This window comes from Arthrobacter sp. GCM10027362 (assembly GCF_042679445.1).
Classification (GTDB): domain Bacteria; phylum Actinomycetota; class Actinomycetes; order Actinomycetales; family Micrococcaceae; genus Crystallibacter.
The window spans coordinates 1-16,274 of sequence record NZ_JBHTML010000089.1; the positions used below are offsets into that span (position 1 = coordinate 1).

Here is a 16,274-nt window from a genome sequence, read left to right on the forward strand (position 1 = left end):
CGCCGCCGCCGGCCCCGCCGTGCTGGCAGCTTCCCGGCCGGCGACCCCTGCCCCGGAGCAGGGGGAGGGCTACGCGGAAGAACGCGCCGAGCCGGACGCCCCGGCCGCCGACCCGGACACCGAGTACGGCGCCGATGCCCTGCGGGAGGAAGCCGGCTTCCACAGCCGGCAGGACCTCGATGATGCCCGGCGGACCCGGCGGCGCGCCTGGATCGTGACCCTGATGGTCGCCCTGGTGCTGGTCCTCGGCGCCGGCGCCTTCTTCCTGGTCAACGTCGTGCAGGAGAATGCCCGGCCGCAGCTGGTGTCCATCCCGGCGGTGGCCGGGATGGACCAGAACCAGGCCGCGAACACTATTTACGGCGCCGACCTGCGTCCCCGGATCCTGCAGGAGTACAGCGACGACGTCCAAGCCGGCCAGGCGATCCGCACCGATCCCGGCACCGGCGAACAGGCTGCCGTGGACAGCGAGGTGAGAATCTACATCTCGCAGGGCCGCGAATTCATCATCCTCCCCGAGGACCTCGCCGGCCGCACCGAGGGGGAGGTGCGGGACCGGCTCCGCGAGCTCGGTTTGGTGCCCGGCACCTCCGAACCCGCCAACAGCGCCAACCTGCCGCGCGGCAGCGTCGTCTCGCTCGATCCGGCCCCGGGCCAGCAGGTCCGCACCGGATCCACCGTCGACCTGATGATCTCCAATGGCAAGGTGACCGTACCGCAGCTGCTGGACAAGTCCGAGCAGGACGCAATCAAGCTGCTGGAAGATCCGGCAGTGGCGCTGCCGTACAAGGTGGTGACGGTGGAGAACCCGGTGGTAAAGCCGGGCACGGTGACCGCGCAGAGTCACGACGCCGGCAGCGACGTGGACCAGGGGACGCTGATCACCATCACGGTAACGGTTGCGCCCGAGCAGCCAAGCGAAAGCGCGAGCCCCACTCCGAGCAGCCCGCCGTCGGACCGTGGCCAGGACCGCGACCGCGGCAATGACGACGACCAGGGCGATAACGACAAGTAGGGATTGGGCGCTGCGCAATCCCTACTTGTTGATCAGCGGGCTCAGCTTCGCCGCCCGCCCGGCAGCCCCCGCCATGCCGAGGCTCTCCAGCCAGTTGCCCAGCATCAGGTAGCCTCCCTCGGTCAGCACCGACTCGGGGTGGAACTGCACACCCCACAGCGGCGCGCTCCGGTGCTGCAGCCCCATGATCACACCGGCGGCGGTTTCTGCGGTAATTTCCAGCTCCGCCGGTATGGTTTCGCGCACCGCGGCCAGCGAGTGGTAGCGGGTGGCGGTGAAGGGGTTGGGCACGCCGGCAAAGACCTGCTCCCCGTGGTGGCTGACCAGGGACGTCTTGCCGTGCATCAGCTCCGGGGCATGGGTGACGGTGCCTCCGTACGCTTCGGCCAGCGCCTGATGGCCCAGGCAGACGCCGAGCATCGGCTTGGCGTGCTCCCCGCACCACCGGATCAGCTCGATGCAGACGCCGGCCTCCGCGGGATTGCCCGGACCGGGGGAGATGAGCACGCCGTCGCGCACGGACGCGAGCTCCACCGCCTCGGCCAGCGTCACGTCGTCGTTCCGGACCACGGTGGTTTCGGCGCCCAGCTGCTGCAGGTAGCCCACCAGGGTGTAGACGAAGCTGTCATAGTTGTCGACGACGAGGATACGGATGGATTCGCTCATGGCTTGTCGGTGGCACCAATCGGGGGAGGGGATGGACTCGGCCGGGACCGCCGGCACCGCCGGAATCCGGCAGTTGCGGCAAGCGGGACCTTATACAATAATCCGTCCCGGGACCGGTCCGGGCAAATGGACGGCGGTTGCCTACCGGGATCACCCCTCCGCGCCGGCTCCGACCCCACCTGCGGCGCCTCCCGCGAAGGCCTGCCGGTCATCCGGGGGCCGGCCTGGCCGGGCCGTTTGGCCAGGGAACCAGCATGGCACGAAAACGGCTGCGGGCCGGTGGATCAGTCCACCGAGGCAATCGAGAACGTGCCGCCGTACATTTTCCACGCCAGCGGAAGGTCAAGGTTGAAGTTGCCGTCCGCGAGGACCCGGCGCTGGGCGATTGTCCGGTCCAGGTCCTGATGTACGTCTTCGGGATCGCGCATGACGGCGTCCCGGGCGTTCAGGAAAGCCGCCAGGTAGGCGGCCTCGTGCCCTCCCCGGGCCGGGACCTTCGCCGCCCGCATGGCCGCCGTTCGGATACCGCCGAATGACAGGGGCCCCCCGCCGGGGCCGTGCACCACCATGGCGTCGTAGTAGATGAACTGGCCGAGCGGGCCCAGGCCATCAGCGGCGGCCCGGGAGACGGCGGGTTCGAAGTACATCGTGTCCCGCAGGTCATCCTGGGCCCGGCGGAACAACGGGTCTTTGTCGGCGGCGTCGCGCCAGGCGTCGGCGAAGCCATCGAGTCCGCGGAGGGAACCGGTGCCGTTGACCTTGCGCAGGGCGGGCAGGTAGGCGCCAAGCCTGCTGCCCGGTACGAGCTGATCGTAGTACTCGACCAGGTCGAGCATGTCCCCGGTCCCGGAGCAGAAGCCGATAATCCCGGCGGTATAGCCCCGGCCGTCGCCGATGTCTTCGACGTAGCGGTACTGGTCCTGCCACCGGGTCGACGAGTTCTCCGCGGAGGAGACCAGACGCATAGCGATCTCCTTCCTGGAGGCATCCCGCAGGCTGGGCCTGGCTGCTTTCTGCTGCATGATGACATTCTTTCCAGCGCTCACGGATGCGGCCGAACGGGAAGTCCGGGGGAACACGGCGCGGTTCTCTGCGGTCCATGCCGGCCTGACCTGCAGCCACTTCCCGGCATCGCGTTTCCGGATCTTTATGTCGGCCTGCCTCAGGGCGCTCCTGCCGCGCCTGAGCATTGGGGCAACCGTGGCTGACCCTCCGGCGGCCGACGACTTTGGGAGTTCAGAAAACGGCACCGTCCGGTCCGCCGCGGCTTCTGCCAGCTGACCCGGGCCCGCCACCAGCCCCACGGCCAGTCCCAGGCCAGCCAGGGCTGCCATGACCGGCCGCAGCGTGTCCGACACCCAACGCGGGGAAATGGTGGAAGCTCTCACGACAATCCTCTAAGGGGCCCCTCAGGACCGGATGCGGCGCCGTGGGGGATTCTGCCAAATCGCGGAAGATCCGCACGCGCAAAAGCCCCGCACTTCTTTACCCGCTCCTGACCTGCATCAGGTACACATTTTAGCGTCCCCGCACATGCCGCCGCTGGTTACTCCGGTACAGGCAGGGACTCAATTCCTTCGGCCGTGGCCATCCGGCATGCCCGCACGTGTCCACCATGCCGTTGCCGATTCACCTGTCTCCCAAAGTCCGGCCGACATCCGGCAACCCTCGGTGCACCGGCCGGCCCGATCCGGACAGGCGGTTCATACGGCGGGGTTCTTCACAGGATGATATGAACGAAGTGCTATGCTGCCTGCCCTGTGGCAGGGTGCCAGACTGGCGGCATCGCGCCGGCAGGTGTCAACGGGATGGGATTTGACGATGCATCGAGGCAGGTTTATGCGGAGCGGCCCGCTGGCGGCCATCCTGCTGGGGGTCATGGCCGTTGCCGGCTGCGCCGGAGACCCTGAGGGGTCCGCCACCGTTCCCGGGGCCGCCCCGTGGTATGCCGGTTATGTGGATGTCACGTTGCCATCCGCGTACCGGATCGACGAGCCTCCGGTACCGGCCGCCGCCAACGCGGTGCTGTCCTTTATCGTGTCCGACGGCGACGACGCCCGCACCCCGTCCTGGGGCAACTACTACGGCCTGGACCAGGCCGGAAAGCAGCTGGACCTGGACGGGCGGATAGCGCGGGTCCGGTCCGCCGGCGGCGACGTTGCCGTGTCTTTCGGTGGTGCCTTGGATACCGATCTGGCCACCGCCTGCCGCGACCAAACCAGGCTTGCGGGCGCCTACCGCAGCGTCATCGACCGTTACCATACAGCAGGTAGGCCCGCAGCGGCTCATAGATCAGCCGGTAGACCGGCACCACCAGCAGGTGCATCGGGCTCTCCCGCACCATCCGGATGGCGATGACGGAGATGACCATGTGGGTCAGCGCCACGAAGGCGGCGAAGGCGGCAATGCTGTGCCAGTTCCCGGCGGCGGCACTGATGGCCGCAGCCGCGGCGGTCAGCGGCATGAACAGCAGCGGGATGACCGTGGCCAGGAGCGTGTACGGCAGCGCGACCATGCCCAGCGCCCCGTAGCGGGGGCGCAGGATCATGTCCTTGTGTTTCCAGAGCGCCTGCAGGTTTCCGTAGGTCCAGCGCAGGCGCTGCTTGGCCAGCCCGCGCACCGTCATGGGCGCCTCGGTCCAGGCCACAGCCTGGTTCTCCTGCACGATCCGGTAGCCCAGCTTCTGGATGTACAGGGTCAGGTCCGCGTCCTCGGCCATGGTGTCATGGGAGTACCCTCCGGCCTGCACCAGTGCCTCGCGGCGCCAGGCGGCGCAGGCACCCGGGACGATCGAGATCGCACCGATGAGTCCTTCGGCCATCCGCGTGACACAGATGCCGGAGATGTATTCCAGGCTCTGCCACGCGGTGAGCAGGTTGCGCCGGTTGCCCACCTTCACGTGCCCGGCCACCGCCCCCACGCGTCCGCCGTTGACGCCGAGGAAATGCCGGGCGAGCATCCGCACGGTCTGCGGTTCGAAGACGGTGTCCCCGTCCAGGGTGACGATGATCCCGCCCCGCGCCTGGGAGATGCCGAAGTTGCTCGCCGCCGACTTGCCGGCGTTGGACTGCGTGAGCACCCGCAGCTGCGGCCACTGTCTGGCATGCTGGCGCAGGACGGCCAGGGTGTTGTCCGTCGAGCCGTCGTTGACGGCGATCACCTCGAAGGCCGGGTAGTCGCTGGCGCGCAGGGCCGCCAGCGTTTTGAGCACCACAGGCTCCTCGTTGTACACGGGCAGGATGATGCTGACGAATGGCAGCTCCACGTCCGCGACCGCCTGCCACTGCAGCCGCTTCTGCCGGTGGTGGCAGATCAGCGCCAGGACCACGTACAGGGCCGACATGATGGCTAGTGAGCCGAGGCCGAACCAGAACAGCCAGCCCAGCAGGTTGCTCGGGGCCACGAACAGGGCCGCGGAGGCGGCCGTCATCAGATGGTCCGCCGGCACCGGCTCGACACCCTGCCGGGGCTGGTAGCCCGGGGTAAGCATGGGGGCAACGGTACTGAACGTGTAGCCCTTGGCCTTGGCTTCGGCAATCAGCTTCCCGAGCATCCGCACCGTCGCCGCCCTGTCGCCGCCGCCGTCGTGCATCAGCACCACGTGGCCGCGGCCGTCCAGTTCGGGCACCTTGATCTCGGCGCCCGCCGGATACTGCCAGTCCAGGGTGTCCAGGTCGAAGTCCACGTGCAGATAACCCAGCTGCTGGGCCTGCAGCAGGGCCAGCGGGTTATTGTCCGGATCGCCCCGGGGAATACGGAACAGCCGCGTGGCGTAGCCGCCGACGGCGCGCATGATGCGGTCCGCTCCGATGATTTCCTCGCGCCCGCGCAGCTCGTTGCCGGGCAGGAACTCCGCGTCTGTCATTGTGTAGTGCGTCATGGTGTGGTTGGCCGCCAGGTGGCCCTCACGGATGATCCGCCGGAAAATATCCGGGTATTTGGCGACCTGCCCGCCCAGGATGAAGAAGGTGGCGGGGACCTGCTCCCTGGAGAGCAGGTCGAGGATTTCCGGCGTATACCGGCCGCTCGGACCGTCATCGAAGGTCAGGATTAGTTCGTGGTCGGCCGGCCGCCCGAACCGCTCCATCACATAGGGGCCGTCGCCGATCACGTCGAGCTCCCCGCCGGTGGCCTCCCTGAGGACCTGACCGCTGAAGGGGTCTTTGAGATACACCCTGCCGTTCTTCCGCTCGACCAGGTCGATGCGGGAAAAAATCATGTCGTCCTCGCCGAGCAGGGGGATATTTTCGATGTCGGCGGTGGCCAGCAGCTGCTCCGGATACCCCGGGTCCTGGTTCCGCGGCCCGTGCCAGGGAGGTTCCAGGACGTACGGCATGCTCCAGGCCGTCCCGCCGCACAGGATCAACAGGAATGCGAGCGTCACCAGGACGATCCTGCGCCAGCGCCTGCCGGTCGCATCGAAAAACACCGGCGGGGATGCCCCGCGTTCGGCCTCCGTCCGGTTCTTCGGCCGGTTTTCCGCCCGCCCCGGCATCAGGGATGCCACCTGCCGTGGCGACGGGACTGGAAGTTGTGATTTTGGCCGGTTCTACCGCCTGTTTTTGGGCACGCCGGTGCAGCTGAATACTGAGACATTCGAGACCCCCCGGTCCCGCAGGAATGAAGCCTTGGCCGGACCCCCCATCCGGTTCGCTTCGCTGTCACCGACCACCTTAGGGACGCCGGGGCGGACGAACAAGACCGGCAAAACAAGAGTAGGAACTACCCGAATCATCACAAGAAAAACTAAGTAGCGGCGGCAAACTGCGGGTGGTATTCTCCCGCGGGTGGCTGAACACCTTCCTGGCCGCGCAGTAGGTTCAGTTCATCCTGACGACCGGGCCTTCCCGGTGCCGGGCTGACCGCACGAACATGTGCCGGGCCGCGATCACCGGTCTCACCGGTTCGACCCCCTGCCCTGCGGCTCCTCCCCCGGCGGCTAAACTGGCGGGGAGACAAATGTCCCCGTGCAAGGAGGATCCGTGCCCGAATCGAAGCCGCGCAAGAAGACCGAGCGCCGGCCGCAGGAGACGGCAGCCAGGCCAAACAAGCCGAATCCGGTCTGGTACAAGCCCGTCATGTTCGGCCTGATGATCCTGGGCCTGCTGTGGATCATCGTCTTCTATATCACGCAGGGCGTCTGGCCAATTCCCCCCGCGGGTTCCTGGAACATCCTGATCGGCTTTGGCATTGCCATCATCGGCTTCATGATGACCACCCGCTGGCGTTCCTAGCGCGCCGGGGAGTGCGGCAACACCGCCAACCGGATCCCGGTGGGCGGGAAAGCCGCACCGGCCCGCAGGGCCGGCCCGTCGGCGTCGTGTGCGGTTCCGCAGCGGTCCGGCCGGCTGCCCGGTCCCGGGCACAAGCCCCCGGTGCCCCATAGCGGGTCATGGAGCCGTTCTGCAGCTGTCCTGGTGCCCGCTGATGGCGCGAGGACACGCTACCCCTTCAAAAATTGGGCAGCAGATGCTGCTCTCCGGCGGAAATTGGCCGGGGACGGACGGTGGCCGGAGGTCCGCAGGGACCCCGGCCATCGTCCGTTGCGCGAGCGTGCCAATCCCTACTTGGCTTCGGCCTCCACGGCGGCCATGACGGCGGCGGTCACCGCGGGGGCGACACGGTCGTCCAGCGGGCTGGGGATAATGTGATCCGGGGCCAGCCCGTCTTCGGCGGCGATGGCGGCGATGGCCCCGGCGGCGGCGACCTTCATGGCCGGGGTGATCCGGCGCGCGCCGGCGTCCAGGGCGCCGCGGAAGATGCCGGGGAAGGCCAGCACGTTGTTGATCTGGTTCGGGAAATCGGACCGGCCGGTGGCCACGACCTTCGCATACTTCCGGGCAATGTCCGGGTGGACCTCCGGGTCCGGGTTGGACAGGGCGAAGATCACCGCGTCGCCCGACATCTTCGCCAGGACCTCCTCGGAAACGGTGCCCGAGGAGACGCCGATGAACACGTCCGCCCCGTCCAAGGCCTGGGCGGTGCCGCCGGTGATCGACCGCGGGTTGGTCCGGGCCGCGTAGGCGGCCTTGATTCCGGTCAGGCCGGGCCGGCCCGCATCGATGATGCCGCGGGAATCGAGCAGGATGATGTCCTGCACCCCGGCGGCCAGCAGGATCTCGGCCACGGCAATGCCGGCCGCCCCGGCGCCGGAGATGACCGTCTTCAGCGAGGCCGCCTCGCGGCCGATGACCTTCGCGGCATTGGTCAGCGCGGCCAGGACCACGACGGCGGTGCCGTGCTGGTCATCGTGCATCACCGGCATGTCCAGGGCCTCGATCAGCTTCGCCTCCAGCTCGAAGCAGCGCGGGGCCGAGATGTCCTCGAGGTTCACCGCGCCGAAGCTCGAGCGCAGCCGCACCAGGGTCTCGACGATCTCGTCCACCTCGGTGGTCTCGAGCACCAGCGGGATCGAGTCCAGCCCGGCGAAGCGCTTGAACAGGGCCGCCTTGCCCTCCATCACCGGCAGCGACGCGGCCGCGCCGATGTTGCCCAGGCCCAGCACCGCGGTGCCGTCGGAGACCACCGCCACCAGGCGCGAGGCCCAGGTGTAGCGGGCGGCCAGTTCCGGGTCGGTGTTGATCGCCCGGGAGACCTGGGCGACCCCGGGGGTGTAGGCGATGGACAAATCCCGCTTGTCATCCAGCGGGGCGGTCAGCCCGATCTGAAGCTTGCCGCCCTCGTGGGCGGCGAAGATCTCCTCCTCGGTCAGCTCAATGCGGGTGGAATTCGCAGCTTCTGTGGTCAATGACTTCCTCATTTCAACATCCGGCGGTCCCGGCGGACACGTGGGTAGCGGCGGGCAACACCGGCCGGCGGAGATTTCGCCTGGACGGGGACATCTACAAGCAGTGCTGTTCGATTCGGGTGCCCGGTGGTGCACACTTACGCCTGCTCGGCCGCCGCATGGGTAGCTGGCGGCCGTGTGACGTTCCCGGCTGGTCGAACCGGGCACTGGATTCATTAGGTTACCGGATCCCCCCGCGCCGCCGCCGTCATGTTTCCGGATTGGAGGAAAATATGTCGCCCTCCCTGCCTCCGGACCGGCACCGGGCCGAGATGCACAGATGTTCACAGACTTATCCACAGGTGTGCACAACTTTCCCGCCCTTTGCTCCGCAACCCCGAAGTGCCGCAGTTTTCCGGCACTCTCCGGCGAACCACAAGCGCGTAAGTTATCCACCCTGTGCATAAACGCTGTGGATATCCATCTTCCGCGGCACCGGGGCGGTCCGGGCCGTGCGGGCAGGCGCCGCGGACCTGGCGGCAAACGGAAGCAGACGGCCGGAAAGTCGCACGTCACGCCGTGTTCCGGCCGAGTTGCCGCGGGCCCGGAAAGTGTGAAGGTCTCCGGATCCACACTTGTGCACACAGTTTTCCACAGGCGTGGATATCTTTTGCCCGGGCGGGAGGCGGGAAGCCCACATCCGCGCCAGCGGGGGTGGGCAGGCAGGAATCACAGATTTGTAAGTTACCCACACTGTGCATAAGGGCTGTGGAAAACCGTTGCTTTAACGTGAAATTCCCGCTCAAACTCGTGGTGAAAGGTTAAATGAAAACGGCCGGTACCGTCGGGCTCAGAGGTACCGGCGGAGGCCGGTGGATTTCCCACGAGGACCTCGGATTGAAAGCTTTTCCCGCGAGGGGACCGGCGCAAAGCGCCTGGTCCGGCCTGTGAACCGGCCGGCGGGAGGCGCTCAGCGTCCGCCGGTCCGGCCCGGGGCCGTCCCGGCAGACAAGGCCTGCCGGCGCCCCCTCGACCCGGGCCGGGCGCATCATTGCCGCCTCGGTCCCCTGGCTGAGGTAATCCACAGGTAATCCACAGGAGACGGGTTCTAGACCGTCACGGTGACGAGCGCGGAGCCGATCCAGGTCAAGGCGGCCAGCAGCACCGCAATGCCGCCCAGGCCGGCCCACTGCAAAGCCCGCTGGTTTTTGCCGCGCGGCACGTAGACAATGGCTGCGGCGGCCAGCGCTCCCACTACCAAGCCGCCCAGATGGGCCTGCCAGGATATTCCGGGCATCAGGCTGATCACGGCATTAATGGCGATCAGGACCAGGATGCCGCGCACGTCCTGCTTGCGCTGCAGCTGGATGATGAACAAGGTGGCGAAGAGCCCGAACACCCCACCGGACGCCCCGACCACGCCCTGGTTCCACTGGCCCAGCAGGAGCACGGCCACCGAGCCGCCCCAGATGGCCAGCAGGTACACCGTGATGAACCTCGCCCTGCCCAGCAGCGGTTCGAGCGCCTGGCCGAAAACCCACAGGGCATACATGTTGAACACGATGTGCAGCAGGAAGCCCTGTGAATGCAGGAACCCCGCCGTGACCATCCGCCACGGCTGGAAGGGGACACCGGGCAGCTGCGAGGTGTAGACGGGGGCGTAGACCATCAGGTCGGCGACGGCCGGCACCACCCACTGCAGGATGTACACCACCACGCAGGCAACGATGATCCCGACGGTGACCACAGGCTGGCCGGCAGTGACGCCGCCGAACACCGTGCGCGGCGCCTTCACGTTGCGTGCCAGTTCATTGACGCAGTCCACGCACTGCACGCCCACGGCCGCGCTGCGCTGGCATTCCGGGCAGGCGGGCCTGCCGCACCGCTGGCAGCGCACGTAGGAGACGCGGTCCGGGTGCCGGGGGCACACGGGGACCTCGGTGTGCGGGGGCTCGGCCGGCGCGCCGAAGGACATCTGTACTCCTGGAGATAGACAGATCCCCGCCCGGATGAGCGGGCGGGGATCTGTTGCGGCTAGAGCTGCTCGACGGTGATGTTTCGGATGACCACGTCCTCGAGCGGCTTGTCCCGCATGTCGGTGGCCACGGAGTTGAGCTTGTCAACGACGGCGCGGGAGGCTTCGTCGGCCACCTCGCCGAAGATGGTGTGCTTGCCCTGGAGCCAGGGGGTGGGCACCGTGGTGATGAAGAACTGGGAGCCGTTGGTGCCGCGGCCGCCGCGGGTGCCGGCATTGGCCATGGCCAGTTTGTACGGCTGGGTGAAGTCCAGGTCGGGGTTGATTTCGTCGTCGAACTGATAGCCCGGTCCGCCGGTGCCCTGGCCGAGCGGATCGCCGCCCTGGATCATGAAGTCCTTGATAATCCGGTGGAAGATGACGCCATCGTACAGCGGCTTGTTGGTCTCCTCGCCGGTTTCGGGGTGCTTCCAGGTGATTTCCCCCGTGGCCAGGCCCACGAAGTTCTTGACGGTCTTGGGTGCGTGGTTGCCGAACAGGTTGACGGTGATGTCGCCCTGGTTGGTGTGGATGGTCGCTTTGGCGGTGGGAATTGCAGTCATGGCACCCATTGTTCCACGCACCCGTGAGGAAAACGCCAGGCCGGTCCGGTTCCGCGTTCAGTGAAACTCGCGGATATTCCCAAGCGGGCATAGCAGCGCCCCACGCTGCAAAGTAGGCTAATGCTGGACTGTTGCCATCCACGGGAGGTAGTTGTGAAGAAGAACGAACGTCTGACCCGCGAACTGGGGAGCACCGTGACCTCAGCCAGGGGCTGGGCAGCACCGAAGGTCGATTCGGCCATCCACTGGGCGGCTCCTCGTATCGAGAAGGGCGTCGGAGCGGCCTCCCCGCTCATTCAGGAGGCAATCCGGAAGGCGGCCCACGAACTGTCCCTGGGCGTTTCCACCGTCACCCCGAAGATCCAGAGCGAACTGGAAAAGATGGCCCCGAAGATCGCCCGCCTTGTGGACGAGGCCACTCCGAGGCTCCAGGGAACCCTGGACCGGGCAGCGCCGGCGCTGTACTCCGCGAAGGAAAGACTGGTCGGCGAATACATCCCCACCTTCTCCAACAAGCTGGGGACAACTGCCGAGAACGTTTCCCGCAGCCTGGACAAGGCCGCCGCCGCCGAAGCCGCCGCGGAAGCTGCCGCGCAGGCCGCAGCCGCCTCCAAGCACGCCGGCCGCAAGGCCCGGAAGGCCGCCGCCGACGCCGCCATCGCCGCGCAGCAGCTGGAAGCCAGCAAGTCCGGCAAGGGCAAGGGCTGGCTGCTTGCCGGCGTCATCGGTGCGGCGGTGGCCGCAGGGGTGGCGGCCTGGCGCGCCTCCCGGCCCGTGGAGGACCCGTGGAAGACACCGGTTTCGCCTGCAGCCCCGGCCGCCGCGCCCGCAACTGAAACAACGCCTGCCGAGACGGCTGTGACCGGGGCAACGCCGGCGGAAGAAGCCGCAGGCGTAGCTGCTGCCGAAGCTGCCACAACCGCTCCCGTTCCGGAAACCGATGCCGCCCTCGGCGGCAGGCACCTGGCCACCGATACCGGGGCCACCACCGAGCCTGTCCTGGGCGAATCCTTGGAGGGCACAGCCACCGGCGAGCCCGCTACCCGGAAGAACTCCCGCAAGGCCGAGTCGGGCGAAGACGCGGTCTAACGCGGCCTAAAGGAGTGAGGCGCTCCCGCCCGCTCCGAGCCGGATCCGCAGGCCCAATCCGGCGCAGGGGCCCCGTCAGGCGGGGTCCCTGCGCCGTTAACGGAACCGTTATGCTGTGCCCGGGGTTGTCCCGGGGACAGCTGTTAGATTGATCGGGTGCACCCTGCCATGCCGAGCGTCTCCATTGTCATTCCGGCCTACAACGAGGAGCCGGTCATCCAACAGTGCATCCTCGCCGCGATGTACCAGTCGGTGCCGGCCAAGGAAATCATTGTGGTGGACAACATGTCCAAGGACCGGACCGCGGAGCTGGTCCGCCTGATGCAGGACGAAAATCCGGAGGTGCCCCTGATCCTGCTTTCCCAGGACAGGGAGCAGGGCCTGATTCCCACGCGCAACTATGGCCTGGACCATGCCACCGGGGACGTCCTGGGCCGAATCGACGCCGATTCCCTGCTGGAGCCCGATTGGGTGGAGCAGGTCCAGCGCGGTTTCGCCGACCCCGAGGTCATGGCCGCCACCGGTCCGGTGCTCTACTACGACATGCCCCTGCGCCGGTTCGGGCTGCGGGCGGACGACCGCATGCGCCGCTTCGTGCTGAAGCTGGCCAAGAAGCAGTACCACTTCCTGTTCGGCTCCAACATGGCCCTCCGCAAAGGCGCCTGGGAAACCATCCGGACCGAGGTCTGCCGCGACGAGGCGGACGAGATGCACGAAGACATCGACGTCTCCGTGCACCTGGCGGACCATGCGCTGAAGATCCTCTACCTCCCCGGCATGATCAGCGGCATGTCCGCGCGCCGGCTGGAGGACTCGCCGAAGGACTACCGGTACTACGTCGCACGCTTCGACCGGACCTACAAGAACCACAGGATCCACCGGCGCGTGCTGCGCGTTCCCGTGCTGATCTACATGAGCGTCTACTATCCGGCCAAGGTGCTGCGGAAGGTGCACCAGGCCCGTACCAAGCAGGTGGCCAAGCGCGGCGGCATCTGAGCCGCTTCGGTCAATCGGCGCCCAGCGGGGCGGCCGGGCGGCCGGGCCCGCCGTTCCGTCGGTTCTGGGACAGCACGACGCCGGTGAGCCCGGCCAGGATCATGGCCAGCCCCAGATAGGTTCCCCCAGGCAGGCTTTCACCCAGGAACAGGGCGGCCAGCAGCGCGGCCCCGGGGATTTCCAGCAGGATGATCATTGAAACCACCAGCGGGCTGATCACCGCCAGCAGGTAGTTGAAAGCCGTGTGCCCGACGATTTGGGCGGCCAGCGTGACGCCCAGGATGCCCAGCCAGGCCTCGGCGGGAAAGTCCGCCAGGGGCTGGCCGAAGACCAGGCACATGCCCAGCAGCAGGACAGCGCACATCCCGTAGCACAGTCCCGTGTAGTTCTGCGTGGACAGGCTCCGGCGCACCCGTCCGCCGGCCATGGTGTACAGCCCGGCCAGAGCGCCGCCAAGCAACGCCAGAATATCCCCGGTGAGGGCGGCGGGGGAGAGCTGCAGGTCGAAACCGGAAATGACCACCACGCCCGCCAGCGCCAAGCCCAGCCCCGCGGCCACGCCCGGAGCGGTGCGGATCCCCCGCAGCCGGTTGAACACCGCGATCCACGCCGATTGCAGGCAGACCAGCGCAGTCGCCGCGGCCACGGAGGTCAGCTGCAGCGCGGTGATGAAGCAGGCGAAATGCAGGGCCAGCGCCGCCGCGGCCACCGCGGTCCAGCCCAGATCCGACGCCGTCAGCCGGCGCGGCTCGCCGCGCCGGGAAAGCACCGCTGGCACACCCATGGCAACGCTGCCCAGGAAGTTGCGCCAGAAGGCTATGGCGAGGGCGGGAGCGGCCGTGGCCGCCATGATCGGACCGGAAGCGGAGATACCGGCCACTCCGGCCGCGGCCAGGAAGAGATTCACCAGCCCAGCCTAGCCTCCTCCCGGACCAGCGAAGGGACCCCGGGCAACTCTTCGGCCGGGGCCCGGCCCGGGGCGGGGCGGGGCGGGAAGCCGGTAGCATCAGCTCACCGGAGCCTGCCGGGAGCACCTGGAGGGAAGAAAGCGAGGTCCGGCATGGATGCACAAATTGTGGGCGTCTACGTCGCGGCAGCGGGCATCATCGTCAGCGCGGTGCTCAGCATTGTCGAAAGCCGCAGGCAAAGCCGGAACGCGGCGGCCAGCGCCAAGCGGGCGGAGGCCGCCGGGCGGGTCAGCGACTACAACGCCCAGCGCATCATCTCCGCCCTGGAACGCCTCGCGGACAGCGCCGCCGGAGCCCGGCAGGCGGCTGCGGCCCTCCCCGCACGGCAGGTGTCCTGGCAGCTGGCACCGCGCGCCGGAGGGTACGAACTCAGCAACACCGGCACCGCCGCCGCGGACAACGTCCTCATCCGGCTGCCGGCGAGCCTGCCGGGACGGACCCCGGCGGAGCCGCGTATGGTGGCGCCGGGGGAGAGCCTGGTCTTCACCGCCGTCCCGGACCGGGCCACCACTGATGCCACGGTGACCGTGACCTGGAAGGGTCCGGACGGGGCGGAGCAGGAATGGTTCTATCCGTTGCCGCCGGCCTCCTGATCCATGGCCGGAGTGTCCCCTGAAGTGCGGCCCCCGACACCTTGGGGGAAACGTCGGGGGCCGCAAGCACCCACCCGCAGGCTTATATGGGGGGACGGCCTGGAGGTGGGGGAACATCCGCGCAGCGTGGCAGAACCTGCCCCACAGCCGCGCAGAATATGGCTTTTATTTTTCTGCCATAAGTAGGAAAGCATGCTCAGCGGCTGTTGCCAATTTCATCTTGCCTAATATCATCTTTGGTTTCATCAAGTACGTCGCAGGGATCCGGCCATTCCGGGTGGACCTGCCCGCCGGCCCAGCCGATGGCCTTCACGGGGTAGTCAGCCTTGTCACAGAGCTATCTTGCATCCCGGGTGCTGTTATTCTCGGGATGCCGGTCGTTCTTGGGGGATGCCCGGACAGCCAACGGAACCTGTCGTAGGCGTGGGAAGGGCCCCGGCCGCGCGTGAAGCAAGCGGACGGGGCCCTTCGTTATCCCGAACGGCCGGAAGCCCGACCGTGTCCGGCCATGTTGGTGTGATGCGGCCTGACGGCGGACGGTGACGTTATCCAAAAGCAAAAGCCGGTCCGCCAGGTATTTCTCCTGGCGGACCGGCTTTTTCCGGTGGAGGCAAGGGGACTCGAACCCCTAACCCCCTGCTTGCAAAGCAGGTGCGCTACCAATTGCGCCATGCCCCCGGGGTCTTCCGCCAAATGCGGAAACGGCGGAGCTAGTCGACCGTGTCGGTTCCCTTGCTCCAGGCGGATTTCTCCGCTTCGGATTCCTGCCATTTCTTGTAGATGGCCGCGCCGGCAACTGCCGCTGCCAGGACGAGCAACTTCTTCACAATGCCCTCCTAGGACCGTGCAATTCCTGCCGGAAATCCGTGGGCGTACCAGGACTTGAACCTGGGACCTCTTCGTTATCAGCGAAGCGCTCTAACCGCCTGAGCTATACGCCCCCTGCCCTGTTCGGGCCGAGATAAGACTCTACCGCACCGTGGCGCCCAATACAAAATCGGCCGCCCCGGCCCCCCGGCGCACCCCGGTCCCCGTCCCATTCCGGCCACCGTTGGGGCAGGGATTAGGCCGGCACGGGACGCGGAAGGCCCCTCCTTCCCTGCGGAAGGAGGGGCCTTCCGAACCCTGCAGGGCCCGGGTTCCGCCCTTCAGTCGTCGGTCAGGGTGACGCCGATGCCGCCCACCAGGGTGGCCGAGATGTTGTAGAGCACGGCGCTGAGCATGGACAGGGCCGTCAGCAGGACCACGTTGACCACGGCGATGATGGTCGCGAAGGACGCCACCTGCCCCAGGGACGCGTAGCTGCGCAGGTCGAAGCCGCCGGCCTCGGAGCCGGCAATCTCGCTGAGCAGGTCGTTGACCCGGTTGAAGATACCGGTGATGTCCAGCGTGGTCCACAGCACGATCGAGGCCACGACGGTCACGATGCCCAGGGCCACGGAGAGCAGGAAAGCCATCTTCAGCACGGACCAGGGATCGATCTTGCTGATCAAAAGCCGGGCGCGGCGCGCCTTGGCCTTCGGTGCCGGCCTGACCAGCCCGGCATTGGCGTTGGCCGGGCGGCCCGGGGACGACGCCGGGCGCTGGCCGTTTCCGTTCCGGGCGCCGGAGTTTGCGCTGCCCGCCGTCGGACGCTGGGCCGG

The 16,274-nt window shown here is 67.6% G+C and carries 14 protein-coding genes and 2 tRNA genes; 5 read left to right on the top strand and 11 right to left on the bottom strand.

The features are described 5' to 3' along the window. Positions 1-1,015: PASTA domain-containing protein (locus tag ACFQ36_RS13330; protein ID WP_377014331.1), on the top strand; the 1,015-nt coding region annotated here is incomplete at its 5' end. Between the two features lie 21 nt (positions 1,016-1,036). On the opposite strand, the gene ACFQ36_RS13335 is transcribed toward ACFQ36_RS13330, so the two are convergent. The 3 genes from ACFQ36_RS13335 to ACFQ36_RS13345 all read right to left on the bottom strand — a co-directional run bounded on the left by ACFQ36_RS13335 (position 1,037) and on the right by ACFQ36_RS13345 (position 6,065). After that, positions 1,037-1,681 carry an aminodeoxychorismate/anthranilate synthase component II gene (locus tag ACFQ36_RS13335; RefSeq protein WP_377014333.1) on the bottom strand — a complete coding sequence of 215 codons (645 nt, stop codon included), beginning with the start codon at positions 1,679-1,681 and terminating at the stop codon, positions 1,037-1,039. A gap of 284 nt (positions 1,682-1,965) precedes the next feature. After that, a complete protein-coding gene (locus ACFQ36_RS13340) occupies positions 1,966-2,703 on the bottom strand; it encodes a chitosanase (RefSeq protein WP_377014335.1) in 738 nt (245 codons plus the stop codon). 1,223 nt (positions 2,704-3,926) lie between these two features. After that, positions 3,927-6,065 (bottom strand): bifunctional polysaccharide deacetylase/glycosyltransferase family 2 protein, encoded by a 2,139-nt coding sequence (locus ACFQ36_RS13345; protein WP_377014337.1) that lies wholly within the window; start codon positions 6,063-6,065, stop codon positions 3,927-3,929. A 598-nt stretch (positions 6,066-6,663) separates the two neighbouring features. Between ACFQ36_RS13345 and ACFQ36_RS13350 the strand changes: the two genes are divergently transcribed. After that, positions 6,664-6,915, top strand: coding sequence for a cell division protein CrgA (locus tag ACFQ36_RS13350; RefSeq protein ID WP_377014340.1), 252 nt, complete (start codon positions 6,664-6,666; stop codon positions 6,913-6,915). Positions 6,916-7,244: 329 nt separating this feature from the next. Here the strand turns inward: ACFQ36_RS13350 and ACFQ36_RS13355 are convergent, their stop codons facing one another. The 3 genes from ACFQ36_RS13355 to ACFQ36_RS13365 all read right to left on the bottom strand — a co-directional run bounded on the left by ACFQ36_RS13355 (position 7,245) and on the right by ACFQ36_RS13365 (position 10,985). Beyond that, on the bottom strand, positions 7,245-8,441 hold the full coding sequence (locus ACFQ36_RS13355) for an NADP-dependent malic enzyme (protein ID WP_377014342.1): 1,197 nt from the start codon (positions 8,439-8,441) through the stop codon (positions 7,245-7,247). A gap of 1,075 nt (positions 8,442-9,516) precedes the next feature. Next, the gene (locus tag ACFQ36_RS13360) at positions 9,517-10,383 is read right to left on the bottom strand and encodes a rhomboid family intramembrane serine protease (RefSeq protein ID WP_377014343.1); all 867 of its coding nucleotides are present in this window, start codon (positions 10,381-10,383) and stop codon (positions 9,517-9,519) included. Between the two features lie 59 nt (positions 10,384-10,442). Then, the gene (locus tag ACFQ36_RS13365) at positions 10,443-10,985 is read right to left on the bottom strand and encodes a peptidylprolyl isomerase (protein ID WP_377014345.1); all 543 of its coding nucleotides are present in this window, start codon (positions 10,983-10,985) and stop codon (positions 10,443-10,445) included. 153 nt (positions 10,986-11,138) lie between these two features. Between ACFQ36_RS13365 and ACFQ36_RS13370 the strand changes: the two genes are divergently transcribed. Continuing rightward, a complete protein-coding gene (locus ACFQ36_RS13370) occupies positions 11,139-12,074 on the top strand; it encodes a hypothetical protein (protein ID WP_377014347.1) in 936 nt (311 codons plus the stop codon). Between the two features lie 168 nt (positions 12,075-12,242). Continuing rightward, positions 12,243-13,070 (top strand): glycosyltransferase, encoded by an 828-nt coding sequence (locus ACFQ36_RS13375; protein ID WP_377014349.1) that lies wholly within the window; start codon positions 12,243-12,245, stop codon positions 13,068-13,070. A gap of 10 nt (positions 13,071-13,080) precedes the next feature. Here the strand turns inward: ACFQ36_RS13375 and ACFQ36_RS13380 are convergent, their stop codons facing one another. Further along, the gene (locus ACFQ36_RS13380) at positions 13,081-13,977 is read right to left on the bottom strand and encodes a DMT family transporter (RefSeq protein WP_377014351.1); all 897 of its coding nucleotides are present in this window, start codon (positions 13,975-13,977) and stop codon (positions 13,081-13,083) included. A 153-nt stretch (positions 13,978-14,130) separates the two neighbouring features. On the opposite strand from ACFQ36_RS13380, the gene ACFQ36_RS13385 reads away from it, so the two are divergent. Continuing rightward, the gene (locus ACFQ36_RS13385) at positions 14,131-14,631 is read left to right on the top strand and encodes a hypothetical protein (protein ID WP_377014353.1); all 501 of its coding nucleotides are present in this window, start codon (positions 14,131-14,133) and stop codon (positions 14,629-14,631) included. A gap of 605 nt (positions 14,632-15,236) precedes the next feature. Here ACFQ36_RS13385 and ACFQ36_RS13390 read toward each other — a convergent pair. The 4 genes from ACFQ36_RS13390 to ACFQ36_RS13405 form a co-directional block, all read right to left on the bottom strand. After that, positions 15,237-15,309, bottom strand: a tRNA-Ala gene (locus ACFQ36_RS13390). 32 nt (positions 15,310-15,341) lie between these two features. After that, a complete protein-coding gene (locus tag ACFQ36_RS13395; RefSeq protein ID WP_377014355.1) occupies positions 15,342-15,458 on the bottom strand; it encodes a DLW-39 family protein in 117 nt (38 codons plus the stop codon). A 40-nt stretch (positions 15,459-15,498) separates the two neighbouring features. Further along, positions 15,499-15,572: transfer RNA gene (locus ACFQ36_RS13400), tRNA-Ile, on the bottom strand. 207 nt (positions 15,573-15,779) lie between these two features. After that, a partial coding sequence (locus tag ACFQ36_RS13405) for a DUF3566 domain-containing protein (protein ID WP_377014357.1) occupies positions 15,780-16,274 on the bottom strand: 495 nt, incomplete at its 5' end.

What these genes read in the sequence shown, in the direction of transcription:
- ACFQ36_RS13365 (WP_377014345.1), bottom strand. Translation starts at nt 10,985, where the DNA reads ATGACTGCAATTCCCACCGCCAAAGCGACCATCCACACCAACCAGGGC.
- ACFQ36_RS13340 (WP_377014335.1), bottom strand. Translation starts at nt 2,703, where the DNA reads ATGCAGCAGAAAGCAGCCAGGCCCAGCCTGCGGGATGCCTCCAGGAAG.
- ACFQ36_RS13375 (WP_377014349.1), top strand. Translation starts at nt 12,243, where the DNA reads ATGCCGAGCGTCTCCATTGTCATTCCGGCCTACAACGAGGAGCCGGTC.
- ACFQ36_RS13335 (WP_377014333.1), bottom strand. Translation starts at nt 1,681, where the DNA reads ATGAGCGAATCCATCCGTATCCTCGTCGTCGACAACTATGACAGCTTC.
- ACFQ36_RS13360 (WP_377014343.1), bottom strand. Translation starts at nt 10,383, where the DNA reads ATGTCCTTCGGCGCGCCGGCCGAGCCCCCGCACACCGAGGTCCCCGTG.
- ACFQ36_RS13355 (WP_377014342.1), bottom strand. Translation starts at nt 8,441, where the DNA reads ATGAGGAAGTCATTGACCACAGAAGCTGCGAATTCCACCCGCATTGAG.
- ACFQ36_RS13385 (WP_377014353.1), top strand. Translation starts at nt 14,131, where the DNA reads ATGGATGCACAAATTGTGGGCGTCTACGTCGCGGCAGCGGGCATCATC.